Raw genomic sequence first — 25,257 nt, 5'->3', positions numbered from 1 at the left:
CGTTCGATTCGGAGCCCCACACGTGCCCAGCAAGAAGGCCCTCGTCCGTCGTCCCAGCCCCCGCCTGGCAGAGGGCCTCGTCACGCACATCGAACGCGCGGAGGTGGACGTCGACCTGGCGGTCGAGCAGTGGGAGGCGTACGGGGAGGCCCTGCGCACCCACGGCTGGGAGACCGTGGAGGTGGACCCGGCCGGCGACTGCCCGGACTCGGTGTTCGTCGAGGACACGGTGGTCATGTACAAGAACGTGGCGCTGATCGCGCGCCCCGGCGCCGAGTCCCGGCGGGAGGAGACCGCCGGGACCGAGGAGGCCGTGGCCGCGCTCGGCTGCTCGGTGAACTGGGTGTGGGACCCGGGCACGCTGGAGGGCGGCGACGTCCTCAAGGTCGGCGACACCGTCTTCGTGGGCCGCGGCGGACGCACCAACGCGGCCGGGGTCCAGCAGCTGCGGGCGGCCTTCGAGCCGCTCGGGGCGCGGGTCGTGTCCGTGCCGGTGAGCAAGGTGCTGCACCTGAAGTCGGCCGTCACGGCGCTGCCGGACGGCACGGTCGTCGGGCACATCCCGAAGATGGACACGCCGTCGCTGTTCGGACGCTTCCTGCCGGTGCCGGAGGAGGCCGGGGCGCACGTCGTGCTGCTCGGCGGCGACAAGCTGCTGATGGCGGCGAGCGCCCCGAAGACCGCGGAGCTGTACGCCGACCTCGGCTACGAGCCCGTCCTGGTCGACATCAGCGAGTTCGAGAAGCTGGAGGGCTGTGTGACATGCCTCTCGGTGCGCCTGCGGGAGCTGTACGTCTGACCGGGTGATCGTCTCACCGTCTCGGCCCCTGGACCTGCGTGTCGAGGGGCCGTTCGGCATACCCGCCCGCCTGACGCAAGGCCTTTCTGATCAGGGGTCTTTACCGTGCGCTTAACCTACGTCTTCATAACCTACGGAGACGTAGCCTACGATGCCGTAGGTTCAGTCACGCGCGCGTGACCGCACATGTGTTCATCCCCCGGTCGTCCCCCTGGAGCCTCTGTGTCGCTCACTTCTCCTCTTCTCGGCAGCCCGTCCTCCGACTGGACCGACGCGCGGCTGCTGTACGCGCTGGAGGAAGTCGTCGAGAAGGAGCTCAACCGGCATCTGAAGGTCGCCAAGGACTGGATGCCGCACGAGTACGTGCCGTGGAGCGACGCCCGTAACTTCCCCGGCCTGTTCGAGGACGGCGAGGCCTGGGAGAAGGGGCAGTCGAAGGTCAGCGAGATCGGCCGTATCGCCCTCGTGGTGAACCTGCTGACCGAGGACAACCTGCCCAGCTACCACCACGAGATCGCCACGCTCTTCGGCCGTGACGGCGCCTGGGGCACCTGGGTGCACCGCTGGACCGCCGAGGAGGGCCGCCACGGCATCGTGATGCGCGACTACCTCCTCGCCTCGCGCGCGGTGGACCCGGACAAGCTCGAAGAGTTCCGCATGTCCCACATGGGCGAGGGCTTCGAGTCGGACAACCGGCACTCGATGCTGCACACGGTCGCGTACGTCGCCTTCCAGGAGCTGGCCACCCGTGTCTCGCACCGCAACACCGGCCACCACTCCGGTGACCCGGTCTGCGACCGCATGCTGGCGCGCATCGCGACCGACGAGAACCTCCACATGATCTTCTACCGGAACCTGCTGAAGGCCGCGTTCGAGTTCGCGCCCGACCTCACCATGCAGGCCGTCCGCGATGTCGTCGTCAACTTCCGCATGCCCGGCCACGGCATGCCCGGCTTCGAGCGTGCCGCCGCGCAGATGGCCATCGGCGAGGTCTACAACCTGCGCATCCACCACGACGACGTCCTCGCGCCCGTCATCCGCTTCCTGAAGATCATGGAGATCGACGGCCTCGGCCCCGAGGGCATGAAGGCCCAGGAGGAACTCGGCCTCTACCTGGGCGGCCTCGACGCGGAGGCCCGCAAGTTCGACGAGAAGCTCGCGGCCCGCAAGGCCCGGATGGCGGCCCGCGGGAAGGCGTGACCCCCGCGCGGGACACGGCTGACGCCGGGTGGACGGAGACCCGTCACCCGGCGTCAGCCGCGTCCGGCGCGCCGCAGGTGCAGTCTCTCCTTCTCGGACAGGCCGCCCCAGACACCGAAGCGCTCGTCGTTGGCCAGGGCGTAGTCGAGGCAGGCGGTGCGCATCTCGCACATGCCGCAGATGCGCTTGGCTTCCCGCACCGAGCTGCCGGGGTCGGGAAAGAAGAAGTCGGCCCCCGTCTGCGCGCACAGCGCCCGCTCCTGCCAGGCGATGTCGACCGGGGTGATCGTGTCGATGTGCATGGAGAGGATCGTGCCGGTCGACGAAAAACGTTCGATCAACGCCGCATCAACACGGCGGTCCGGCCCCTTGACGGTCCCTCCGGAGAGCGCCCGCGCGCACGGCGGCGCGCGGGGGTACGTGCCCCCGCGTCGGCCGACCCGCCTTCGGTGACCACCCCGTCGGCCGAGCCCCGGCCGTAGCCCCCCGGCGATTGTCAGTGGGCGGTGCGAGACTCGACACAAAGGCAGTGGGACCCCTCACGGACCCCCTCGGAGGAGGGCCAGGATGCTCACGACACGCTTTGTCACCGGCGCCCCCAACTGGATCGACCTCGGCACCCCCGACATCGAGGGAGCCAGTGCGTTCTACGCCCATCTCTTCGGCTGGGACTTCCGGTCGGCCGGCCCCGAGATGGGCGGCTACGGCTTCTTCCAGCTCGACGGCCGCACGGCCGCGGCCGGGATGCAGAACCCCCCGGAGCAGGGCCCGCCGTCGTGGAACGTCTACTTCCAGTCGCCGGACGCGGACGCCACGGCCAAGGCCACCGAGCAGGCGCACGGCTCGGTGCTGATGCGGCCCATGGATGTGGCGGAGGAGGGCCGGATGGCCATCCTCGCCGACCGGGCGGGCGTCCCCTTCGGTATCTGGCAGCCCCGCCGCACCACGGGCCTCGACGTCGTCATGGACCCCGGTTCGCTGTGCTGGGTGGAGCTGTACACCCCCGACCTGCCGGCCGCGGCGGGGTTCTACAACGCGGTGTTCGGCTGGGAGACCTCGGCGATGGACTTCGCGGGCGGCAGCTACACCTGTGTGAACCCGGCCGGCAAGGAGGAGCGGGACATGTTCGGCGGTATCGTCCCGCTGGACGCGGACCCCAGCGAGGCGGATTCCGGGCCGTACTGGCTGCCGTACTTCGAGGTCACGGACACGGACGAGACGGTGCGCAAGGCCCAGGAGCGCGGCGGCGGTGTCCGTATGCCCGCGACGGACCTGGCGGGCGTGGGCCGCATCGCCAAGCTGACCGACCCGTACGGGGCCCGCTTCGCGGTGATCAGGAGCGCGCCACCGCAGGGGTGAGAGCCGCGGGGGTGAGAGCCGCGGGGGCCGCCGACGGGTCTGTGGGGCCGCCGTAGGCCGGGGCGGTCGGCGTCCGTCCGATCCGTCGGTGGGGGCTCGCAGCACCTCGGCGCGGTCGACGTCCGGCGGGAGCCGGTGTACGGGACGACGACATGCTGGGCGTCTTCCGCATGACGGACTGGCCCAAGCCGCGCGCCGAGCAACGGCCCGCCCGCCGTCAAGTCCCGAACGCCGGAAAGTCCTGAGAGCGCTCTCAGTCATAAGTCTTGACGGCTCAACCTCCCCTGGGAACAGTGGGGGCACCACAGCAGGGGCCCCACCCCCTGTGCCTCCGCTCCCCACTCCCAGGAGGCTCCACCATGCTCTCTCGTCGTACATTCCTCGCCGGAACGACCGCCGTGATCGGCGCGCCTCTGGCTGGGAGCGCTCTCACCACTCCCGCCCGGGCCGCCGCGCCCACCACCTGCCAACTGGCCCTGCGCAACGCCTCGTTGCCGGGCACGGTCCGGGCGTACGTCACCGGGCACGAACAGGCGACCGGCGCCTGGGTGCTGCTGCGGGCCAACGGCAGCGTCTACCGGCCGACCTCGCCGTCGGCGCCCCACACGCCGCTGCCGGTGGACTGCGCCATCCCGCTCGGCCCCGCCGGCTCCGCGCCCGTCGTGCTGACACTCCCCCAGATGTTCGGCGCCCGTGTCTACTTCGTGCGCGACAACACACTCGACTTCTTCCTCAACCCGGGCCCGGCGCTGGTCGAGCCGGCGTTCGCCACCCCCGCCGACCCCAACTTCGGCAGGACATGGTCGTTCTGCGAGTTCACGTTCGACACCACCCAGTTGTTCGCCAACATCAGCTACGTCGACCTGGTGACGGCCCTCCCCATCGGCCTCACCCTGGAGGGCGACGCCACGCACACCGTGGCCCCGTTGCCGAGCGGCGCCGTCGACCGGATCGCCGCGGACCTGGTGACCCAGGCCGCGAGGGACGGCCAGCCGTGGGACCGGCTCGTCATCCGGGGCGGCGACGGCAGGGTCCTGCGGGTCATCTCCCCGCAGAACCTGATGGCGCCGTACTTCGACCGGCCGGACCAGATGCCGTTCCGCTCCTACTGGGACGCGTACATCAACCAGGTCTGGGACAAGTACCGTTCGACCGACCTGCGGATCGACCTCCAGGGCGGCCGGGGCGTGCTCACCGGCCGGGTCGACGGCGACCGGCTCACCTTCACCGGGGGCCATTCCTTCGCCAGGCCCACCTCGAAGGACATCTTCACCTGCAACCACGGCCCCTTCGCCAACAACCCCGGCGACCCCGACCCCAAGAAGGCCCTCCTCGCCCGGATCGCCGCCGGCTTCAACCGCTCGCTCATGCTCACCCACCCCACGCAGCCGAACGGGTCCACGGCGGGCGACTACTACCGGGGAACCGTGACCAACCACTGGTCGCGCGTCGTGCACGCCAACTCGCCCATCGGGTACGCCTTCCCGTACGACGACGTACGACCCGACGGCCAGCCGGACGTGTCCGGCGCGGCACATGACGGCAACCCACGACGGTTCACGGTGACGGTGGGCGCGTAGGGCCCTGGCGAGCCGCGCACCCGCGCAGGTTCGGCCGGTTGGCCGGTCCGGCCGGTCCGACCGACAGGTCCTGGGACCCGCGGCTCACGCGGAGGCGCGCCGGATCAGTGTCGTCGGGAGGACGACGCTGGACGGCGCGCCGCCCAGGCCCTTGCCCGGTCCGGGGTCCGGGTCCTCGTCCCGGCCGCGTCGGTCGAGGCCCCTCAGAAGGAGTCGGGCCATCAACCGCCCCATCTCCTCTATGTCCTGACGGACCGTCGTCAGGGGCGGGTCGGCGCCTTCCGCCACCGGCAGCATGTCGTCGAAGCCGATCACGGCCACGTCCTCCGGCACCCGCCGCCCCCGCTCGCGCAGGACCCTCAGGGCGCCGCAGGCCGAGAGGTCGTTGGCGGCGAACAGCGCGTCCACCTCGGGGCAGCGGTCGAGGAGGACGCGCATCGCACGCTCCCCGCCGGCCGGAGTGAAGTCGCCCTCCACGATCAGCCGGGGGTCGGCGTCGACCATGACGTCGCGGAAGCCGTCGAGGCGGTCGACCGCGGAGGTCTGGTCGAGGGGACCGGTGATGTGGGCGACCCGGGTGCGACCGAGTCCGACGAGATGCCGTACGGCGTCCCGCGCTCCGCCCCGGTTGTCGCTGTCGACGTAGACGGTGGGTCCGTCGCCGCGCGGGCCGTCGCCCCAGCCGGGCCGTCCGCCGAACACGGTCGGCACGCCGGCGCCCCGGATCAGTCCCGGCAGCGGGTCGTCGAGGTGCAGGGAGAAGACGAGCGCCCCGTCGACGTGGCCGCCCGCGAGATACCGGCCGACCCGCGCGTAGTCCTCGGGCCCCTCGGTGAGCAGCAGGACCAGCTGGGAGTCGTGGGCCGTCAGTTCCTTGCTGATCCCGCGCAGCTGGAGGGCGAAGAAGGGGTCCGCGAAGACCCTGGTCTCCGGTTCCGCAATCACGACGGCCACCGCGTCGTGGCGCCGGGTGACAAGGCTGCGGGCCGCCTGGTTGGGGACGTAGCCGAGTTCCTCGACCGCCCTGCGCACCCGTTCCACCAGCGGCTCGCGGACGCCGTCGCCCCCGTTGACGACTCGGGACACGGTGGCCCGTGACACCCCGGCGCGCGCGGCCACGGCCTCCAACGTGGGACGCGACACTGCCTCGGTCACTTCGGGACTCCTCAAGAGCGGGTGGGGATCAGGATAGCCGCGGCCGGGCCGGCCTGAGAGCGCTCCCGGAACGGGTGGAGGCGTCCGCCGGAATTCGGTTGCGCCGGGGCCGGGGCGGCCATGAGGATCACCGTATGACCATGAGAAAGGCCCATGACGCCTGACCGCCTCGCCCCGTACGCCCGGCTCCCCCGCGCGTACGACGATCTACGTCTTCTCCACAGCACGGTCGACGCCTTCGGCCGCGCCCACTGGCTGCTGCGGGCTCCGACGGAGGCGCCGGGGCCGTACGACGCGGTGGTCGTCACCGTGGACGACGGTGCTTCGTACGCGACCGCGCTCAGTTCGGTGACCGCCCGTCACCCCAAGGTCGACTCGCTCCCGGACGGCGGCTTCGTCGTCGCCGACGCGCGTAGTCAGGCGGGTGACGAGCAGGTCCAGATATTCGACGCACTGGGACGCCCCACGTGGACGTTCCGCGTCGGCGACGCGATCGAGCATCTGCTGACCGACGAGTCCGGCGACCTGTGGGTCGGGTACTTCGACGAGGGTGTGTTCGGCGACGATCCGCTCAGTGCTGCGGGCGCACGCCGCTGGCGCGCCACCGGCGAGGCACTGTGGGAGTACAGACCGCCGCCCGGCGCCGACTGGATCGCCGACTGCTACGCGCTGAACGTGGACCGGAGAGGGGTATGGGTGTATCCGTACACCAGCTCCATCAGCTTCCCGCTGGTGGAGGTGCGCCCCGACCGGCCGCCCCATCTGCGGACGACACCGGTCGAGGGCGCGAAGGGCGTGGCCGTGGACGGGGCGCGCGTCGTGTTCTTCGGCGGTTACGGCGAGGACCGTGACCGGCTGGTCGTCGCCTCGCTCGGCGACACCTCGGTCGACGTCCTGACCACGGCCCGCCTGACGCGCGCGGACGGCACCCCGGTGGAGCGCCGACGACGAGTCGTGTCGCGGGGACCGCGCCTCTACGTCCAGGAGCGGTCGTCCACCTCGTGGGGCGTGCTGGACATCAGCGGGGAGTGACGCGCGGGCGGGGCTCAGTGCACGTGCTCGTGCTTTGGCTCGTGCTCGTGCGGCTCGTACCCCGGGATCGTCCCGTCCGGCTTGCGGACCAGGAACAGGCCGACCATGCCCATGTCGGAGTGGCTCTGGACGTGGCAGTGGTACATCCAGGCGCCGGCGCCGACACCCTCACCGGCGATGACCTGGAAGCCGAAGGAGTCGGCGGGGCCGCAGATCTTGTTGTCGATGACCTGACTGGGGTCGTCGGGGCCGGTCAGCTGGCCCGTGCGGTTGTCGGCCCAGCGATGTCCGTGCAGGTGGAAGGTGTGGTAGTACTCACCGTGGGTGATGACGACCCACTCCACCCGGTCGCCGACCGTCGCGTCGAAGTTGGGTCCGGTGTGGGCCGGCTTGTTGTTGATGAGCATGTCGTTGAAGACGACGGTGACGGTCTTGTCGGGCAGGACGTCACCCTTGCGGCGGACGATCACGGGGCCGTAGAGGCCCTTGCGGATGCCGGCCGTGCCGTGTTCCGTGCCGACGACATGGTCGTGGTAGTGCCAGTACCCGGCGCTGCCCGCCCGCCAGGTGCCGTCCTTGCGCCGGCCGGGTGTGTGCGTCCGCCAGGTGTACGTACGGGTGCCGCCGGGCTCGACGTCGCTCTTGTTGAGGGCGGTGCCGTCGCTGGAGGTCTCGTAGTCCAGACCGTGGACGTGCAGGCTCGCCCGGACGTCCATGGTGTTCTCGAACTCGATGTGCAGCGTGTCGCCCTCGTTCAGTTCGATCAGCGGACCGGGAACGGACGCCTTGCCCTTCTCCAGGCCGTAACCCATCTGACCGTCCGCCAGTTTCTCGGCGTACAGCTTGATGTGCCGGACCTCGCCGCCCGCGGGGGCGGTCCGCGCGGCGGCGTCGGCGCTCGCGGCCTCGGGGGCGCCGACGGTGTCGACGGCCACGGACAACGATGTCGCGGCGGCCGCGCCACCCAGCAGCAGCCGTCGGTTGAAGCCTCGTCTGTCCAGTCCGTCCAGTCCGTCCTGTCCGTCCTGTCCGTCCTGTCCGTCCATCCGGAACTCCCCATGCGAGTACGGCTTACGACAACGCGCCTGAGTCTGTGGTGAACCTGTGAGACGGTAGCGGCACCACAGGTGTTTATCCACGCCCAGGACAAAGTTTGTGGCATTCCGGTCATAGGTATTGGCGTACCGTGCAAAGGGGTCTAACTTCCTTGGCGCTGTGGCTGTGACCGAGGAGGTGCCCATGTACTTACGAGGGTTGAGCGACACGAGAACACGGGGAAGACGGCCCTGGGCGGCCGTCGTGACCGCCTCGGTCCTGGCAGCGGGGCTGCTGTCCGGCCCGGCGGCGCACGCCCGCCCCGCTCCGGAACCCACGCTGACAACGATGTCGATCACCTCACCCCCGGGCGGCTCGGGCCCGCGGGTGCTGGTCTTCCACGGTTCGGCGGCCGCCGGTGAGGAGTCGCCGCTCGTCAACGCCGGGATCGAGGCGATCGAGCGGATCGGGCTGTCCGGGCCCGCGGCCGAACGGTTCGAGGTCGTCGCCACCGGCGACGCCTCCGTGTTCACCGACGGGGCCCGCCTGGGCGGCTTCAACGCGGTGGTCTTCCTCACCGGCGGGGGCGACGTCCTCGACCCGGAGCAGGAGGCGGGTCTGGAGGCGTACATGGAGGCGGGCGGCGGTTTCGTCGGCATCCATGACGCGGCGCGCGCCGAGCCGTACTCCGACTGGTTCACCGGGCTGATCGGCGCCCGCCCGGCCGCGTCGAGCCCGACGTCCGTGCAGCGGGCGACGGTCGAGGTCGGGGACCGGCGGCACCCGGCGACCAAGGACCTGCCGGTGCAGTGGAAGCGGCCCGACAAGTGGTTCAACTGGGTGAAGAACCCGTCCGGCGCCGTCCACACCGTGGCCCGGGTACGCGAGTCCACGTACCGGCCGGGTGCGAGCGCCAACGGCTGGGACCATCCGGTGAGTTGGTGCCGTGACTACGACGGCGGCCGCTCCTTCTACACGGGCATGGGCGGGACGGTGTCGGCGTACGACGAGACCGACTTCCGTACGCATCTGCGCGGCGCCCTGCTGTGGACGTCCCGGCTGACCCGGGCCGACTGCAAGGCGACGATCGACGCCAACTACAAGGCGGAGCGGCTGACCCGGCCCAACCAGCCCGGACAGAACGACCAGATCGGCGAGCCGCACGGCCTGGTCGCCGCCCCCGACGGACGGGTCCTCTACATCGGTCGCGGCGGCGCGGACTCCTCGCAGCCTGTGGTCACCGACTGGAACGACCCGAACATCGGCAAGGGCAGGGGCGAGGTCCACGTCTACGACCCGCGGACCAGGCAGGTCACCCTGGCCGGCGCCCTCACCGTCTTCGGCAACAAGGGCGGCGGCGACGAGCTGATCAAGGTCGAGGAGGGTCTGCTGGGCATCGAGCTGGACCCCGGCTTCCAGCGGAACGGCTGGGTGTATCTGCACTACACACCGCACGAGCGGATCAACCGCGACACCCGGATGGCCGAGCGCCGCGTCTCCCGCTTCACCCTCGACCTCGCCACCAACAAGCTGGACCTGGGCAGCGAGAAGGTGCTGCTCACCTGGCCGGTGCAGATCCACAGCTGCTGCCACGCGGGCGGCGGGATGGCCTGGGACTCGCGGGGCAACCTCTACATCGCGACCGGCGACAACAACTCCAGCGGCTTCAGCGCCGGTTACTCGGGCAACAACCCGCAGCCCAACTACAAGGGCGTGTCCTTCGCCGACGCGCGCCGCACGGCAGGGAACACCAACAACCTCAACGGCAAGATCCTGCGCGTCCACCCGGAGCCGGACGGCACGTACACCCTGCCCGCCGGCAATCTCTTCACCGGGAAGGAGACCGACGAGGGCGGCGGGAAGACCCGCGGCGAGATCTATGTGATGGGTGTCCGGAACCCCGCGCGGATCTTCGTCGACAGGAAGACGGACGTCCTCTACGCAGGCTGGGTCGGCCCGGACGCCTCCACGCCGTCGACGACCTGGGGCCCGGCGAAGTACGACACGTTCGCCGTCATCACCGAGGCGGGCAACCGGGGCTGGCCGTACTGCATGGGCAACGAGCAGCCGTACCGGGACCGCAATCTGCCGGACCCGTCGAAGCCGCTGGGCTGGTACGACTGCGACCACCCGAAGAACGAGTCCCCCAACAACGACGGGCTCGTCAACCTGCCCCCGGTGACCGGCAACTCCATCTGGTACTCGCCGCAGGGCGGCGCCCCTGACTTCCCGAGGGACGCGAACGGCGTCCCCTCGTACAAGAACGAGGACGCCACGTACCTGCTGCCCTGGCTGAAGGGTGGCGGGCAGGCCGCGATGAACGGCCCGGTCTACCGCTACGACCCCGCCGCGACCGGCTCCGGCCAGTGGCCCGCGTACTGGGACGGCAAGTGGTTCGTCGGCGACTTCTACGACGCCGACCAGCCACGGCACGCCGTCCTCACCGACCCGAGGAACCACGGCAGCGGCGGGCTCCCCGTCCACGCCGAGACGCTGAAACGGATCATCCCGGTCGGCAACGACGGCATCAGGAACCTCATGGACTGGAAGTTCGGGCCGGACGGGGCCCTCTACCTCCTCGACTACGGGCGCGGCTTCTTCACCTCCGACGCCAAGTCCGCCCTGTGGCGGGTGACCTACACGGGCGGCGGCCCCACGCCGTCCGCCGACCAGCTCGCGAGGGGTGCGCGGTGATGCGGGAGAGACGTCTGTGGGTGGCCCTGGGGGCGGCCCTGCTGATGGTGCTCGGCCTCACGGCGACACCCGCCTCCGGGCGGGCCGAACCGGCCGCCGAGGCCGCGGCCCAGGTGCTCACCTGGACGGCCGGTGACGACATCACCAAGTACACGACCGCGCCGAAGACCGCGGTGGCGGGTGTGACGACCCTCGTGTTCGAGAACAGCACGGCCACCGGCAACACGACGGGCATGCCGCACACCCTGACGTTCGACGTCTCCGACCCCGAGTACAACCACGACGTCCCGCTGAACATCCTGGCCAACCCGAACGACGACCGGGGCGGCCGCCACACCGCCGAGGTCACGCTCACCCCCGGCCGCTACCGCTACTACTGCACCATCCCCGGGCACGGCCAGATGCAGGGCATCCTCGTGGTCACCGAGGGCACCGGCGAGGACACCACCGCGCCCGAGACCTCGGCGACCGTGAGCGGCACCAGGAACGCGCAGGGCGCGTACGTCGGTTCGGCGACCGTCACCGTCACCGCGACCGACACGGGCGGCTCCGGGGTCGAGCGGATCGAGTACGCGACCGGCGACTCGGGCGCCTGGGCGCCGTACACCACCCCCGTCGTGACGGACCGGGTGGGCAGCCACAAGGTCCGCTACCGGGCCGTCGACAAGGCGGGCAACACGGCCGCCGAGAAGAGCGTCGAGTTCACCGTCGTCGCCCCGCCCACCGACGACACCACCGCGCCGGAGACCTCGGCGACGGTGACCGGTGAGCGCGACGCGCAGGGCCGGTACGTCTCCATGGCCACCGTCACCGTCTCCGCGTCGGACACCGGCTCCGGGGTCAACTCCGTCGAGTACGCGCTCGGTGCCACGGGCGCCTGGCGGCCGTACACGGCTCCGGTGATGGTGCACGAGGTCGGCCCGCACACCGTGCGGTACCGGGCGACGGACAAGGCGGGCAACGTCTCGGCGGAGAAGAACGTCGGGTTCACGGTCGTGGCCCCGCCCGCCGCCGACACGACACCGCCGGTGACGGGGGTGACCGTCGAGGGCGAGCGGAACGCGGCCGGCGCCTACCTGAGGAACGCGAAGGTCACCGTCAGCGCCACGGACCACGGCGGGTCGGGTGTCGCCGCGATCGAGTACTCCCTGGACGGCGGCCCCTATCTCGCCTACACCGCCCCCGTGGTCGTCGACCGCGCGGGCACGCACACCGTGGCGTACCGGGCGAGCGACAAGGCGGGGAACACCGCCCCCGCGCGCTCGGCGACCTTCACGGTCGTCGCGGGCGGCGGCGTCCCCGCGCCCAACTGCGCGGAGTACGACGAGCGGTTGACGGTGTTCGTCGGCACGGTCGACTCGGGCGTGCCGAACCGGGTGACCGACAACCGGTGCCGGATCAACGAGTTGATCGAGGACGAGAAGGAGTGGACGTCCCACGCCCTGTTCCTGAAGCACGTCGACACCGTGCTCGACAGGCTGCTGAAGGACGGGGTCGTCGATCGTCGCGAGCATGACGCGGTGAAGGAGGCGGCGGCGGAGTCCGGCATCGGCAGGCCCGGGCAGACCGGGGGCTACCGCACGATCCTCGACGGCACGGCCGAGTCGTTCGCCAAGTGGCAGCAGGTGGGCGGCGGTTCGTTCGCCCGGAACGCCGACGGCTCGATCACGTCCGGGACGACGAAGGACGGGCTGGGCATGCTGTGGTTCCCGGAACGGAAGTACGGCGACTTCTCGCTGCGCCTTCAGTGGCGGGACGACGCGCCCGGCACGTCCCACGCCAACTCCGGGGTCTTCGTGCGGTTCCCGTGGGTCCACGAGCACCCGGAGGAGTCGCGGCCGGAGTGGGTCGCCATCAAGTACGGCCACGAGGTGCAGGTCCTGGACCGGCCCGACGGCGACATGTACAAGACGGGTTCGGTCTACGGCTTCGACCGGGTGGGGCTCGCCGGCGCGGGCGTCACCCAGAAGGGCACCTGGAACGACTACGAGATCCGCGTGGTCGACCAGCACTACTCCGTGTACCGCAACGGGGTCCTGATCAACGAGTTCGACAACACCGGCGGCCAGGACTTCGCCCCGCCCCGCGCCGACGATCCGGGCACGGACGGACGGCGGTTCGCCTCCGGCTACCTCGGACTCCAGGTGCACGGCACGACGGACGTGGTCTCCTACCGGGACATCCGGATCAAGGAGCTTTGACATGCTCCTCGCCCTGAACGGCGAGGATTCTGGCCTTCTCGACTGGTTGCTGTGCCGCTACGCGGCACGGTTTCCGGTCGGGAATCCGTGGCTTCCTGTTTCTTCGCGCTGTGCCGGGATCGCTCCTGGTCCTACCGGCGCTCCGCAGGCCGATACCGCCAGTCCGGCGGCCGTCTTCACGTTGATCGCCGCGTTGGTGTCCCGGTCGTGAACGGTGCCGCAGGCGGTACAGGTCCATACCCGGACGTTCAGGGGTTTGGGTCCGTCCACGGCGCCGCAGGTGGAGCAGGTCTGGGACGTCGGGGTGAACCGGCCGATCGTGACCAAGGTGCGGCCGTACCGCTGTGCTTTGTACGCCAGCATGCTGATGAACGACGACCATCCGGCGTCGTGCACGGACTTGGCCAGCCTCGTGCGCGCCAGTCCCGCCACCGACAGGTCCTCCACGGCGATCCCTTGGTTCTCGGAGATCAGCTTCGTGGAGAACTGATGGTGGAACTCACGGCACGCGTCGCTGACCTTGGCGGGGGCTCGGGCGACCTTCAAGCGGGCCTTGGCCCGGTTCTTCGATCCCTTCTGCTTGCGGGACGCTCGCGCTGTGCCTTCTTCAGCTTCCTCTCCGCCCGGCGCAGGAACCGCGGGGAGTCGATCTTCTCTCCGGTGGACAGGACGGCGAAATGCGTGAGGCCGAGATCGATACCGATGGTGCAGTGGGTCTCCGGCATCCGTGTCGCGTCGGCGGCGGGGTCGGTGTCGATGACGAAGGAGGCGAAGAACCTACCGGCCGCGTCCTTGATGACTGTGACGGAGGTGGGGGCGGTAGGCAGGGCGCGGGACCACTTCACCTTCACCGCGCCGATCTTCGGCAGGTTCAGACGGCCACTGCCGGTGATGTTCCAGCGGGCGTTCGCGGTGAACCGGATCGACTGCCTCGCGTCCTTGCGGGACTTGAAGCGTGGGGCACCCAGCTTGGGTCCCTTGCGGGTGCCCTTGAGGGAGGCGAAGAAGGTGCGGTACGCGGTCTCGGCGTCCCGCAGGGACTGCTGAAGCACCACCGCGGACACCTCGCCCAGCCAGGACCGTTCGGCTGTCCGCTTCGCCTCGGTGATCAGGCGCGTGGACAGCTGACCGGCCGTCGGGAACGGCTGCCCGGCCCGGCGGGTTCGGTACTGCACGTTCGCGACGCTTGTCCACTTGGACTTCGTGACCAAGTTCCGCCCAACGTGTTCACCGATGCCCATGTGAGGACCACCGTCCGGCTCCGCCGGACCAGTCTCGGTGACGCTACCCGTCGCACTGGCAGATTCGCTTCACCTGCGGCCTGAAGGCCGGAGCTCCGCGAATGGACCCCGGTAGCGCCCGCCCGTGCCCGGCCCGTTGTCAGTGGCGTACGGCATGCTGTGACCCGTGGCTGCCGTACGCCACCGCACACGGGGAGGCTTCGTGCTCACGGGGATCGACGACGTCGACTGGGCGTCGATGGGGCATGCGTACACCGATTCCGCGACCGACGTCCCCGACCTGCTGTGGGGCTTGGCGTCGGAGGACCCCGCCCGGCGGGACATCGCGCTCGACGGGCTGTACGGGGCGGTGCACCACCAGGGCGACGTGTACGACAGCACGGTGGCCTGCATACCGTTCCTCTTCGAACTGGCGTCGATGCCGGGCCTGCCGGACCGGGCGGCGATCGTGCGGTTGCTGTGCTCCATCGCCGGCGGGCGGAACCCCGACCCGGCCGAGCTGGACGCCCCGTTCGCGGACGAGCGGGAGAACGCGGCGTACGTCCAGCTGTATCTCGACGCCTGGGCCGGGGTGCGGGAGCGCGCCGACGCCTTCCTCACGCTGCTCGGCGACCGCGACCCAAAGGTGCGGGAGGCGGCCGCGGAAGCGCTGGCCGAAGTGCATCCACAGCCCGCGCGGGTGTTCGACGCGTTGCGTGGGCGGCTTCCGGTGGAGCGGGACCCCGGGGCGCTGCGCGCCCTGGTGGGAGCGATCGGCGAGCTGGCCGACGCGCACCCGGAGCAGTTGGGGGAAACGGCCGAGCCCGTCCTGCGCGAGATGGTGCTCTCGGGCGGGGCCGATCACGAGCTGCGGCTGTCGGCTCTCGTCCAGCTGGCGCGCTGCGCCCCGCGGGCCCTGCCCGTCAACAGTGTGCGGATCGCCCTGGACACACTGCGCTCCGCGTACGAGCGGAAGGCGTCCGCCGCCCGCGCGGCCGAGCCGGTCCGGGAACGCCCGCGGACGGACACGATGGTGTCGTACCTGCGCGACCTGGAGGCCACGCACTACGCGCTCGCCGACACGGACGCCACTCCCGAACTCCTCCTGGAGCTGCATCACGCGCTGGGCGACCGGACCGACCTGCGGTTCCCGCTGCTTCTCGGGCAGTTGGGCAGCGCGGACTGGGGTCAGCGCATGGCCGCGATCAGGATGGCCGGGGCACTGATGACGGGCTGGCGGATCCCGGACGACGAGCCGCTGATCGCGCTCGCCGGGCAGCTGCGGGAGCCTGAACTCCGCTTGAACAAGGCCGCGTTGGGCGAGCTGCGGTATCTCGCGCCGGTCGCGCGGGTGGTGGCCGACGACGTGGTGGCGTTCGTCGAGGACTGGTGGGAGAGCGGGCGGACCGAGTCCATGGACGGCCTGCGCTGGCTCGACACGGCGATCGGCAGGGCCATGGAGGTGCTGGCGCTCCAGGGCGACGACCGGGCGTTGAACGCCCTGAAGTCCGTCCTGAGCAGGCTGGACCCACCGGAGGAGACCGAGCGGTGGCTGGCGGCCTACGGCCCGGAGGCGGGCGCGGAGTTGGGCCCGGTGCTGCACGAGCGGCTCGCCGACCTCGCCCCGGAGGACCGGGGTGTCGCCCGGCGCCGGCTCCTCGACGGGCTGGGCATCCTCCGGCACCGGCCGTCCCTGCCCCTGGTCATAGCGGCGCTCCGCGACAGCGGCGACGACGCGGCGACCCGGCGGCACGCGATGAGGGCCCTGGCCCGCTACGGCACGGCGGCGACCGAAGCCGCCCCGCTGCTGCGGGAGCGGGTCTCGGGCGCCGCCCGCGATCCCGACCGTATCGAGGCCGCGGCGGCGCTGTGGGCGGTGACCGGTGACGCCGAGGCGGTGCTTCCCGCCCTCAGTGCCGGTCTGCGCTCCGAGCACCGGTACGAGCGGAGGGCCGCCCTCCAGGTGATCGGCTCGCTCGGCCCGGCGGCCGTGTCGCTCGCGGCGAGTCTGCGCGGGCCCGAGCCGCAGGGCGTCGACGAGGCCGTCGCCCTGTGGCGGATCACCGCAGACGCGGAGGAGGCCCTGCCGGTGCTGTCGCACCACTGGACCGCCCAGCCGGTGCACCGCCCGGAGATCGCCGCCTGCCTCGTCGAGATGGGCCCCGCGGCTGCCCCGGCCCTCCCCCTCGTCCGGGCGGAACTGTCCTCACCCCGCCGCCACCGCACCGACACCGCCCACGAGAGCGCCCACGCCGCCGTGAACGTACGAGGGGACGTGGCGTCGGACGAGGAGTTGTTCGGGGATTGCCGGCGCATGGCGGCGGCGTTCGAGACCGACTGAGGTCGCGGGCGGACCCGTCAGGCTCGTCGAACCGCCCTCAGCCGCGGGTGTAGGTGAGGAACGCCGCCCCGCCCTCCAGGACGACGTGGTCCGTCAGGTTCCAGACGCGCGGGTCGAAGGCGGCCGAGCGGCCGAAGAGGGGGATCCCGGTGCCTATGGTCAAGGGGCCCAGTTTGACGATGAGTTGGTCGATGTCGTCGTACAGGACGCCCGCGAGTTCACCCCCGCCGATCAGCCAGAGGTCCTTGCCGTCCTCCTGCTTCAACTCCCGCACCTTCGCCACCGGGTCGCTCGTGACCAGCTCCACGTTCGGGTCGGGGCTCTCGGTCATGGTGGTGGAGAAGACCAGGTGCCGCAGGTGGGGGTAGGCGTCGGCGATACCAGCCTTGAGGCCGATCTCATAGGTCTTGCGTCCTTCGAGGACGGTGTCGAAGTGGGTGCCCTCGGCCTCGACGGAGAGCGCCTTCCTCGCCGGGGCGGGCAGGGTCTCGGGGTACTCGGCGGCGAGGTACTGCACATAGTCGCCGGTGACGGGCCAGAAGCCGTCAGGTCCCGTGGGGTCGGCGCCGTCGGGCCCGGCGATGAAGCCGTCGAGGGTGGAGGCGATGTAGTACACGAGCTTGCGCACGAATGATTCCTTCTGGATCGGTTGCCGGACAACGGTGGCGCACAGGGCGGATCGACGTCGGTTCGGGAGTCAGCCGTGCTCGGCGGCAGCCCACTCGACGAACTGGATGATCACCCCGTTGGGGTCGGTGACCTGGAACAGGCGCTCGCCCCAGGGTTCCTCGCGCAGCGGCATGGTGATCCGGACCCCGGCCTCACGCAGCCGCTGCTCCTCCTCCCGCAGGCCGGAGGCGAGGGTGTAGGCCAGGATCAGACCGCTGACGCGCTGGTCGCGCTGCTCGGGCGGCAGCACCTCGATACCACGGGCGAGCAGGACGACATCCACCGCGTCGTCGTGCGCCAGGGACACGAAACCGTCGGCGGCGTGCCGGACGGCATAGCCCAGGTGGGCGGTGAAGAACTCCTGCGAACGGGTGACGTCGTCCACGGTCAGCGAGACGGTGGAGGCGGTGAACTGCACAGGACTCCCTGGGTGCGGTGAGGACAGGCATGCACCCGGCCCGCACCGTCTGATCGACGTAAACTTACTACCGACGTAAACTTATCCTTGATCATTCTTGACGTCAACATAAAAATGCCACGGGAGTAGGATTCCGCCATGGCTACCCAGCTGCCACCGCCCAAGGCCGGGCTTCGTGAGACGAAGAAGCAGGAGACCCGGCAGCTCATCTCCGACCACGCGACACGGCTGTTCATCGCCCAGGGCTTCGAGCAGACGACCATCGCGGAGATCGCCGCCGCCGCCCGCGTCGCCAAGAAGACCGTCACCAACTACTTCCCCCGCAAGGAAGACCTGGCGCTGGACCATCAGGACCGGTTCGCCACCTCACTGGCCCGCGCCGTCGACGCGCGACGCCCCGGGGAATCCGCGCTGGCCGCGCTGCGCCGGGCCTTCGCCGACTCCGTCACCGCCCAGGACCCGGTCGCCGGGTTCTCCGGCCCGGAGTTCGCCCGCATGATCGCCGACAGCCCCACCCTGAGCATGTGCGTGCGCGGCCTCCACGACCAGCGGGCACATCACCTCGCCCTGACGCTCACCGAAGCCACCGGCGCCGACCCCGACGACCTCACGGTCCGGGCCGTCGCCGAACTCCTGGGCAGCGCGCACCGCACGCTGTTCCAGCGCATCCAGGAGCTGACTCTCGCCGGCCACCCCGGCGAACGGATCGCCCCGATCATCACCGCCGAAGCGGCCCAGGTCTTCGACCTGCTGGAACCCGCCCTCGCCGACTACGCCACCGCCTAGGTGTATTGACCCGCAGGGGAGGACGCTGCCGCCGGCGCCGCCGGTCACCCCTTCTTCGCCCGGCTCGGCTGCACCCTCTTCGGCTCGCCCGGCATCTTCGGGTACTCCGGCGGATACGGCAGGTCGCCCAGACCGTGGTCGTGCTCGTCCCGCGCGGCCAGTTCGAGCAGCGCCTCCAGGGAGTACGCGTGGTCGTCCATGTCGGCGTGGACGTCACCGCGTTCGGCGTAACGCACCGGCATCGAGGCGAGGTCGAAGTCGCGGGGCAGGGCGGAGCCCACCTCGTCCCAGGTGAGGGGCGCGGAGACGGGGGCGTGCGGGCGGGGCCGTACGGAGTAGGCGGAGGCGATGGTGCGGTCACGGGCGGTCTGGTTGTAGTCAATGAAGATCTTCTCGCCCCGTTCCTCCTTCCACCACGCCGTCGTCACCTGGTCCGGCATCCGGCGTTCCAGTTCCCGGGCGGCGGCGATGGCGGCCCGTCTGACCTGCGTGAAGGTCCAGTGCGGTGCGATCGGGACGAACACGTGCAGGCCGCGCCCGCCGGAGGTCTTCGGCCAGCCGCGCAGGTCGCCGTAGTCATGGAGGACGGAACGCAGCTCGTGTGCGGCGCGGACGGCGTCGGCGTAGTCGGTGCCGGGTTGCGGGTCGAGGTCGAGGCGGAGTTCGTCGGGGCGGTCGACGTCGTCGCGCCGGACCGGCCACGGATGGAAGGTGAGCGTGCCGAACTGCGCGGCCCAGACGACGGCCCCGACCTCGGTCGGGCACATCTCGTCGGCGCTGCGGCCGCTGGGGAAGGTGATGTGGGCGGTGGGGATCCAGTCGGGCATGTTCTTCGGGGCCCGCTTCTGGAAGAAGTTCTCGCCGGTCACCCCCTCCGGGTAGCGCTCCAGGGTCGTGGGCCGGTCGCGCAGGGCCCGCAGGATGCCGGGGCCGACGGCGATGTAGTACCGGGCCAGGTCCAGCTTGGTGAAACCGCGCTCCGGGAAGAACACCTTGTCGGGGCTGGACAGCCGCACCGTCCGGCCCGCCACCTCCAACTCCACCGCATCAGCCATGCGGCCACGGTAGGCGGAGGCGACCTGTGCCGCATACCGGGCGAATCTCCTCGCCGAACCGCAGAATCGGAGCATGGATCTGCCGGTGATGCCGCCCGTGAAGCCGATGCTCGCCAAGTCCGTGGCGAAGATCCCGCCGCACATGCACTACGAGGCGAAGTGGGACGGGTTCCGGGCGATCGTGTTCCGTGACGGGCCCGAGGTGGAGCTGGGCAGCCGTACGGGCAAGACGCTGACCAGGTACTTCCCGGAGCTGGTGGAGTCCCTCGCGGAGCGGTTGCCGCAGCGGTGCGTGATGGACGGCGAGATCGTGATCGTCCGGGAGGGCCGCCTCGACTTCGACGCGCTCACCGAGCGCATCCACCCCGCGGACTCCCGTGTCCGGATGCTGGCCGGCACCCAGCCCGCCTCCTTCGTCGCCTTCGACCTGCTCGCCCTGAACGACGAGTCCCTGACCGACGTCCCGCTGACCGACCGGCGCGCGCTCCTCGAACGTGCGCTGGCCGGTGTGACGGCCCCCGTCCATCTCGCCCCGGCGACCACGGACCGCGAGGTGGCCGAGCGGTGGTTCGAGCAGTACGAGGGCGCGGGGCTGGACGGGGTGATCGCCAAGCCGCTCGATCTGCGCTACCGGCAGGACGAACGGGCCATGTTCAAGATCAAGCACGAGCGGACGGCTGACGTCGTGGTCGCCGGGTACCGGCTGCACAAGAGCGGGCCCGTCGTCGGCTCCCTGCTGCTCGGTCTGTACGACGACGGGGGCACCCTCCAGCACGTGGGGGTGTCCGCCGCGTTCCCCATGAAGCGGCGGGCCGAGCTGGTGACCGAGCTGGAGCCGTCACGGATGCCGGACGTCAGGGAGCACCCCTGGGCCGCGTGGGCCGACGAGGCGGCTCATGAGACCGCGCGGCTGCCGGGCGCGCCGAGCCGCTGGTCGGGGAAGAAGGACCTCTCCTGGGTGCCGCTGCGGCCCGAGCTGGTCGCCGAGGTCGCGTACGACCACATGGAGAACGGTGTCCGCTTCCGCCACACGGCCCGCTTCCGCCGCTGGCGCCCGGACCGCATCCCCGAGAGCTGCACATACGCCCAGCTGGAGGAGCCGGTGAACTACGACCTGGCGGAGATCCTCGGCCCGTAGCGCCCACGCCGGGCCCCACACCGGCCCGAGGCCACCGCGGCCCGAGGTTCGCTCAGGGCTCCAGCAGTACCTTCACCACCCCGTCGTCCTTGCGCTGGAACATCTCGTAGGCGTGCGGTGTCTCGCTGAGCGGCATGCGGTGGGTGGCGAAGTCGTCGACGCCCAGCGGGTCCTCGTCGGTGAGGAGGGGCAGGATGTCGTCGCTCCAGGTGCGGACGTTGGCCTGGCCCATGCACAGCTGGATCTGCTTGTCGAACATGGTGAGCAGCGGCATGGGGTCGGCGGTGCCGCCGTACACCCCGGAGATGGAGATGGTGCCGCCGCGTCGCACCAGTTCGATGGCGGTGTGCAGGGCGGCGAGCCGGTCGACACTGAGGTGCTCCGCGAACTTGGCGCCGATGGTGCGGGGCAGCAGGCCGGCCGCGGTCTGGGCGAACTTGGCGGCCATGCTTCCGTGGGCCTCGGTGCCGACGGCGTCGATCACGGAGTCCGGGCCGCGCCCGGCCGTGCGGTCACGGATCGCGGCCACGAGTTCCTTCTGGCTGTCGAAGTCCCTGAGGTCGTACGTGTCGACGCCGCGGGCGCGGGCCCGGCGCAGCCGCTCGGGCACCAGGTCCACGCCGAACACCTGCTCGGCGCCGCGCACCTGGGCTACCCGGCAGGCCATGTCGCCGATGGGCCCCAGACCGAGCACGGCGACGCTGCCGCCGGGCGGGATGTGCGCGTACTCGACCGCCTGCCAGGCGGTGGGCAGCACGTCGGAGAGGTAGACGAACCGGTCGTCGGGCGGGCCCTCGGGCACCTTGATCGGCCCGAACTGGGCCTGCGGGACCCGCACGTACTCGGCCTGGGCGCCCGGCACCGCGCCGTACAGCCGGGTGTAGCCGAAGATGGCCGCGCCCATGCCCTCGGCGGTGCACTGGGTGGTCTCGCACTGGGTGGGCAGCCCGGTGAGGCACATCCAGCAGTTGCCGCAGGCGATCTGGAACGGCACCACGACCCGGTCGCCCGCCGCGAGGTCCGGTACCGCTGCGCCGACCTCCTCGACGATGCCCATGGGTTCATGGCCGAGGATGTCGCCCGGCGTCATGAACGGGGTGAGCACCTCGTAGAGGTGCAGGTCGGAGCCGCACAGCCCGGTGGAGGTGATGCGGATGACCGCGTCCGTCGGCTCCTGGATCGTCGGGTCGGGCACGGTCTCGACGCGTACGTCCCGCCTGCCCTGCCATGTCACTGCCTTCATCGCGTACCGCTCCGTCCCTCGACTCGGCCTCGCAGGTCCGGCACGGGTACCCGGGGCCCCGGCGCCGAACCACCTCGGAGCGCCGTCGGCCCGGTCGATCGGATGCGGTCAGAAGGAAACAGGGATAGCCATTTATCGGCCTATAAGTCCACAATCAAAGACAAACTCGGCGAAGGATGGGCATGGTGGGCATGAAACTGAAGGCGCGGCGGACTCGGCGGCACATGACGACGGGCATGGTACTCGCCGCGCTCACGGCGGGCGCCCTCCTCGCGGGCTGTTCCGGCGGCGGCTCGGACGACGACCACCGCCAGGGCGAGAGCCCCACGCGGAGTCCCGGCACCACGGCGCCCGTCGGCTCGATACTCGCCGTGAAGATCGACAACGTACGCACGGCGAGACCCCAGACGGGGGTGGACGCCGCGGACATCGTCTACGCCGAGCAGGTCGAGGGCGGTCTGAGCCGGCTGATGGCCGTCTACGCGACGAGGTTCCCGGACGCCGTCGGCCCCGTGCGCAGCGCCCGGGAGTCCGACCTGGAGCTCCTGCGCCAGTTCGACGAGCCGACGCTCGCCTTCTCCGGCGCCCAGAGCAAACTGCTCCCGCTGATCGACAAGGCGCCGCTGGAGGCCAGGACGCCGGGCGACGCCGGTGCCGCGTACTACCGGGGCAGCGACAAGCCCGCCCCGCACAACCTCTATCTGCGCCCCGCGAAGCTGGTCGGTTCCCCGCCCGGCGCCGAGGCACTGACCACGGGCTTCCGCTACGGCCAGGCGCCCGCCGGCGGCACGGCCGAGGACTCCCGCACGATCCGCTACCCGGCGGCCCGCTTCACCTTCACCTGGTCCGACGAGCAGCAACGCTGGCTGCTCGCCATGGACGGGCAGGACACCGTACTGGCCGACGGGGCGCGGGTCGCCCCGGCCACGGTGGTCGTGCAGCACGTGACCATCCGGGAGTCCCGGTTCCACGACTATCTCGGCAACAACACGCCGTACACGGAGACGGTGGGCTCGGGGAAGGCCGAGGTCCTGCGCGACGGGCGCGTCTTCGAGGCCGACTGGGAGCGGAAGACGCCGTCGGACGGCACGACGTTCACGACTCCGGAGGGCGCGCCCATGAACTTCGCGAAGGGCCAGGTCTGGGTGCTGTACGTCAAGAAGTGACCGGGTCCCCGCCATGACGCGCCACGTCGGGAGCGGGGGCGCCGCCGAGCCGGTCGGTGGCCTGGCGGAGCGGCTCCGCCGGGCTGCGCAGTTCCTCCGCGGCGTCGGCCACCCGCCGGATCAGCTCGAAGAACAGGTTCTGCTCGTCCTCCGACAGGGGGGCGAGGAACACCTGGTTCATCCGGGCCGTCCGCACGGTCAGCCTGCGGTGCGTCCGTACGCCGTCCTCCGTGAGCCGCAGCAGGAAGCGCCGTCCGTCCTGCGGGTCGCGGACCTTGTCGAGCAGGCCCCGGCGGCCGAGCCTGGTGATCACCTCGGACATCGTCGAGCGGTCGAGGCCGACCCGCTCCCCCACCGTGCGCTGGTCCAGCCCCGGCTCGGCGACGAGCGTGTTGAGGACCGCGAACTGCGGCGAGGTGATCTCCTCGGAGACCATCACGTTCCACAGCAGGTAGTGCGCCTGCTGCAGCCGTCGGGCCAGGTGCCCGGGGTGGGTGGAGAGGTCCACCGCGGCCATGTGCGCTCCTTGGCTAGGTCGACACGGATGGCGATTCGTTTGTGTACTGAACAATACCCGCCGTCCGGCGGAGCGTGTCCAGAGCGTCGTACGCGTCTGACCTTGCCCTTCTCGCGGGTCTTGACGGGCGGACTCTCGAGTGGCAGCGTGAAGGAATCTTCACTGAAATACTCAGTGCCCTGATTAACTGCTCGCCGGGCGCTCGGCGTGGGCCAGGGCCTCACCCCGGTCCTCGAACGCTAAGGAACCCTCATGACACTCACCCAAGCGGACATCGACCTGGAGATCGCGGCCGAGCACGCCGCCTACGAGAAGCGGATCGCCGACGGCGCCCCGGTCGAGCACCAGCCGCGTCGCGACTACGCCCCCTACCGGTCCTCGCTGCTGCGGCACCCGAAGCAGCCGCCGGTCTCCATCGACGTCAGCAAGGACCCGGAGGTGGTGGAGCTGTCCTCCCCCGCCTTCGGTGAGCGGGACATCACCGAGATCGACAACGACCTCACCCGGCAGCACCAGGGCGAGCCCATCGGTGAGCGCATCACCGTCTCCGGCCGCCTCCTCGACCGCGACGGACGCCCGATCCGCGGCCAGCTGGTCGAGATCTGGCAGGCCAACTCGGCCGGCCGCTACGCCCACCAGCGGGAACAGCACGACGCCCCGCTCGACCCGAACTTCACCGGCGTCGGCCGCACCCTCACCGACGACGACGGGCACTACCACTTCACGACGATCCAGCCCGGCCCGTACCCGTGGCGCCAGCACCTCAACGCATGGCGGCCCGCCCACATCCACTTCTCGCTCTTCGGCACGGCGTTCACCCAGCGGCTGGTGACGCAGATGTACTTCCCGAGCGACCCGCTGTTCCCGTACGACCCGATCATCCAGTCGGTGACGGACGACGCGGCGCGGCAGCGGCTGGTCGCCACCTACGACCACAACCTGTCGGTGCCGGAGTTCTCCATGGGCTACGTCTGGGACATCGTGCTCGACGGCCCCCACGCCACCTGGATAGAAGAAGGACGCTGACCTGCCATGACGAAGATCGACACGAGCCGTCCGGAGACGGTGCTCCCGACCCCGTCGCACACGGTCGGCCCCTTCTACGGACACGCCCTGCCGTTCCCCGGCGGCGGCGACATCGCCCCCGTCGGCCACCCCGACACCATCGCGCTCCAGGGTTACGTCCTCGACGGCGCGGGCGCTCCACTGCCCGACGCCTTCGTGGAGCTGTGGGGCCCGGACCCCGACGGCAACGTCCCGCGGGTCGACGGCTCCATGCGGCGCGACCCCGCGAGCGGCGGCTTCCTCGGCCGCAACGGCGTGGAGTTCACCGGCTGGGGGCGCGTCCAGACCGACGCCAACGGGCACTGGACGGCGCGCACGCTGCGGCCCGGCGCCCTCGGCCGGAACGCTCCCTACCTCAGCGTGTGCGTCTTCGCCCGCGGTCTGCTCGTCCACCTGTACACCCGGATCTATCTGCCGGGCGACGAGGCGGCGCTGGCCGCCGACCCGCTGCTCTCCCGGGTGGAGGAGGCGCGCCGCGGCACGCTGATCGCCGAGGACCGGGGCGACGGCACCTACCGTTTCGACATCCGCCTCCAGGGCGAGGGCGAAACGGTCTTCCTGGAGTTCCGGTGACGTCCTCACCC

At 70.9% G+C, this 25,257-nt stretch carries 21 protein-coding genes and 1 pseudogene; 13 read left to right on the top strand and 9 right to left on the bottom strand.

The features are described 5' to 3' along the window. Positions 1 to 22 precede the first annotated feature (22 nt). Positions 23 to 799, top strand: coding sequence for a dimethylargininase (ddaH, locus tag SMA5143A_RS05360; RefSeq protein WP_107461752.1), 777 nt, complete (start codon positions 23 to 25; stop codon positions 797 to 799). Between the two features lie 186 nt (positions 800 to 985). Further along, entirely contained in the window at positions 986 to 1,999 is a 1,014-nt protein-coding gene (locus SMA5143A_RS05355; RefSeq protein ID WP_375136458.1) for an acyl-ACP desaturase, read from the top strand. Positions 2,000 to 2,052: 53 nt separating this feature from the next. Here the strand turns inward: SMA5143A_RS05355 and SMA5143A_RS05350 are convergent, their stop codons facing one another. Then, on the bottom strand, positions 2,053 to 2,301 hold the full coding sequence (locus SMA5143A_RS05350) for a WhiB family transcriptional regulator (protein ID WP_180303658.1): 249 nt from the start codon (positions 2,299 to 2,301) through the stop codon (positions 2,053 to 2,055). A 265-nt stretch (positions 2,302 to 2,566) separates the two neighbouring features. On the opposite strand from SMA5143A_RS05350, the gene SMA5143A_RS05345 reads away from it, so the two are divergent. Next, positions 2,567 to 3,358, top strand: a complete 792-nt coding sequence (locus SMA5143A_RS05345; RefSeq protein ID WP_107461750.1) for a VOC family protein — start codon at positions 2,567 to 2,569, stop codon at positions 3,356 to 3,358. Between the two features lie 359 nt (positions 3,359 to 3,717). Further along, complete coding sequence (locus tag SMA5143A_RS05340) at positions 3,718 to 4,938, top strand: glycoside hydrolase family 64 protein (RefSeq protein WP_107461749.1); 1,221 nt, start codon at positions 3,718 to 3,720, stop codon at positions 4,936 to 4,938. 84 nt (positions 4,939 to 5,022) lie between these two features. Here the strand turns inward: SMA5143A_RS05340 and SMA5143A_RS05335 are convergent, their stop codons facing one another. Then, positions 5,023 to 6,093 (bottom strand): LacI family DNA-binding transcriptional regulator, encoded by a 1,071-nt coding sequence (locus tag SMA5143A_RS05335; RefSeq protein ID WP_107461748.1) that lies wholly within the window; start codon positions 6,091 to 6,093, stop codon positions 5,023 to 5,025. 153 nt (positions 6,094 to 6,246) lie between these two features. On the opposite strand from SMA5143A_RS05335, the gene SMA5143A_RS05330 reads away from it, so the two are divergent. Further along, a complete protein-coding gene (locus tag SMA5143A_RS05330; RefSeq protein ID WP_107461747.1) occupies positions 6,247 to 7,125 on the top strand; it encodes a hypothetical protein in 879 nt (292 codons plus the stop codon). Positions 7,126 to 7,139: 14 nt separating this feature from the next. On the opposite strand, the gene SMA5143A_RS05325 is transcribed toward SMA5143A_RS05330, so the two are convergent. Continuing rightward, positions 7,140 to 8,126 (bottom strand): multicopper oxidase domain-containing protein, encoded by a 987-nt coding sequence (locus tag SMA5143A_RS05325; RefSeq protein ID WP_107461792.1) that lies wholly within the window; start codon positions 8,124 to 8,126, stop codon positions 7,140 to 7,142. A gap of 238 nt (positions 8,127 to 8,364) precedes the next feature. On the opposite strand from SMA5143A_RS05325, the gene SMA5143A_RS05320 reads away from it, so the two are divergent. Beyond that, entirely contained in the window at positions 8,365 to 10,854 is a 2,490-nt protein-coding gene (locus tag SMA5143A_RS05320) for a ThuA domain-containing protein (protein WP_181361738.1), read from the top strand. Beyond that, a complete protein-coding gene (locus SMA5143A_RS05315; protein ID WP_181361737.1) occupies positions 10,854 to 13,055 on the top strand; it encodes an OmpL47-type beta-barrel domain-containing protein in 2,202 nt (733 codons plus the stop codon). Before SMA5143A_RS05320 ends, SMA5143A_RS05315 begins: the two co-directional genes overlap by 1 nt. Positions 13,056 to 13,112: 57 nt before the next feature. Here SMA5143A_RS05315 and SMA5143A_RS05310 read toward each other — a convergent pair. Continuing rightward, positions 13,113 to 14,296 (bottom strand): annotated as a pseudogene (locus SMA5143A_RS05310) (RNA-guided endonuclease InsQ/TnpB family protein). Positions 14,297 to 14,462: 166 nt separating this feature from the next. Between SMA5143A_RS05310 and SMA5143A_RS05305 the strand changes: the two are divergent. Continuing rightward, positions 14,463 to 16,616 (top strand): HEAT repeat domain-containing protein, encoded by a 2,154-nt coding sequence (locus tag SMA5143A_RS05305; RefSeq protein ID WP_258193332.1) that lies wholly within the window; start codon positions 14,463 to 14,465, stop codon positions 16,614 to 16,616. A gap of 37 nt (positions 16,617 to 16,653) precedes the next feature. Here SMA5143A_RS05305 and SMA5143A_RS05300 read toward each other — a convergent pair whose 3' ends face one another. Both SMA5143A_RS05300 and SMA5143A_RS05295 read right to left on the bottom strand, forming a co-directional pair. Beyond that, a complete protein-coding gene (locus tag SMA5143A_RS05300) occupies positions 16,654 to 17,244 on the bottom strand; it encodes a dihydrofolate reductase family protein (protein ID WP_107461744.1) in 591 nt (196 codons plus the stop codon). Between the two features lie 69 nt (positions 17,245 to 17,313). Continuing rightward, entirely contained in the window at positions 17,314 to 17,703 is a 390-nt protein-coding gene (locus SMA5143A_RS05295; protein WP_107461743.1) for a VOC family protein, read from the bottom strand. Positions 17,704 to 17,841: 138 nt separating this feature from the next. On the opposite strand from SMA5143A_RS05295, the gene SMA5143A_RS05290 reads away from it, so the two are divergent. Then, positions 17,842 to 18,489 carry a TetR/AcrR family transcriptional regulator gene (locus SMA5143A_RS05290; protein WP_107461742.1) on the top strand — a complete coding sequence of 216 codons (648 nt, stop codon included), beginning with the start codon at positions 17,842 to 17,844 and terminating at the stop codon, positions 18,487 to 18,489. Positions 18,490 to 18,533: 44 nt separating this feature from the next. Here SMA5143A_RS05290 and ligD read toward each other — a convergent pair whose 3' ends face one another. Continuing rightward, a complete protein-coding gene (ligD, locus tag SMA5143A_RS05285; RefSeq protein ID WP_107461790.1) occupies positions 18,534 to 19,544 on the bottom strand; it encodes a non-homologous end-joining DNA ligase in 1,011 nt (336 codons plus the stop codon). Positions 19,545 to 19,617: 73 nt separating this feature from the next. Here ligD and SMA5143A_RS05280 point away from each other — a divergent pair, with 73 nt between their 5' ends. Then, the gene (locus SMA5143A_RS05280) at positions 19,618 to 20,682 is read left to right on the top strand and encodes an ATP-dependent DNA ligase (protein WP_107461741.1); all 1,065 of its coding nucleotides are present in this window, start codon (positions 19,618 to 19,620) and stop codon (positions 20,680 to 20,682) included. 52 nt (positions 20,683 to 20,734) lie between these two features. Here the strand turns inward: SMA5143A_RS05280 and SMA5143A_RS05275 are convergent, their stop codons facing one another. Beyond that, a complete protein-coding gene (locus tag SMA5143A_RS05275) occupies positions 20,735 to 21,925 on the bottom strand; it encodes a zinc-dependent alcohol dehydrogenase (RefSeq protein ID WP_107461740.1) in 1,191 nt (396 codons plus the stop codon). A gap of 224 nt (positions 21,926 to 22,149) precedes the next feature. Here SMA5143A_RS05275 and SMA5143A_RS05270 point away from each other — a divergent pair, with 224 nt between their 5' ends. Next, complete coding sequence (locus SMA5143A_RS05270; protein WP_258193329.1) at positions 22,150 to 23,091, top strand: DUF3048 domain-containing protein; 942 nt, start codon at positions 22,150 to 22,152, stop codon at positions 23,089 to 23,091. Here SMA5143A_RS05270 and SMA5143A_RS05265 read toward each other — a convergent pair. Beyond that, positions 23,081 to 23,608, bottom strand: coding sequence for a MarR family winged helix-turn-helix transcriptional regulator (locus SMA5143A_RS05265; RefSeq protein WP_258193328.1), 528 nt, complete (start codon positions 23,606 to 23,608; stop codon positions 23,081 to 23,083). The two genes, SMA5143A_RS05270 and SMA5143A_RS05265, sit on opposite strands and share 11 nt — an antisense overlap. Before the next feature lie 252 nt (positions 23,609 to 23,860). Here SMA5143A_RS05265 and pcaH point away from each other — a divergent pair, with 252 nt between their 5' ends. Next, the gene (gene pcaH, locus SMA5143A_RS05260) at positions 23,861 to 24,634 is read left to right on the top strand and encodes a protocatechuate 3,4-dioxygenase subunit beta (protein WP_107461739.1); all 774 of its coding nucleotides are present in this window, start codon (positions 23,861 to 23,863) and stop codon (positions 24,632 to 24,634) included. A 6-nt stretch (positions 24,635 to 24,640) separates the two neighbouring features. After that, on the top strand, positions 24,641 to 25,246 hold the full coding sequence (gene pcaG / locus SMA5143A_RS05255; protein ID WP_107461738.1) for a protocatechuate 3,4-dioxygenase subunit alpha: 606 nt from the start codon (positions 24,641 to 24,643) through the stop codon (positions 25,244 to 25,246). Positions 25,247 to 25,257 lie beyond the last annotated feature (11 nt).

The organism is Streptomyces sp. MA5143a (assembly GCF_900290235.1).
Lineage (GTDB): Bacteria > Actinomycetota > Actinomycetes > Streptomycetales > Streptomycetaceae > Streptomyces.
The sequence above is the reverse complement of the archived record's forward strand: the minus strand, read 5'-3'. Positions and strand labels throughout refer to the sequence as shown.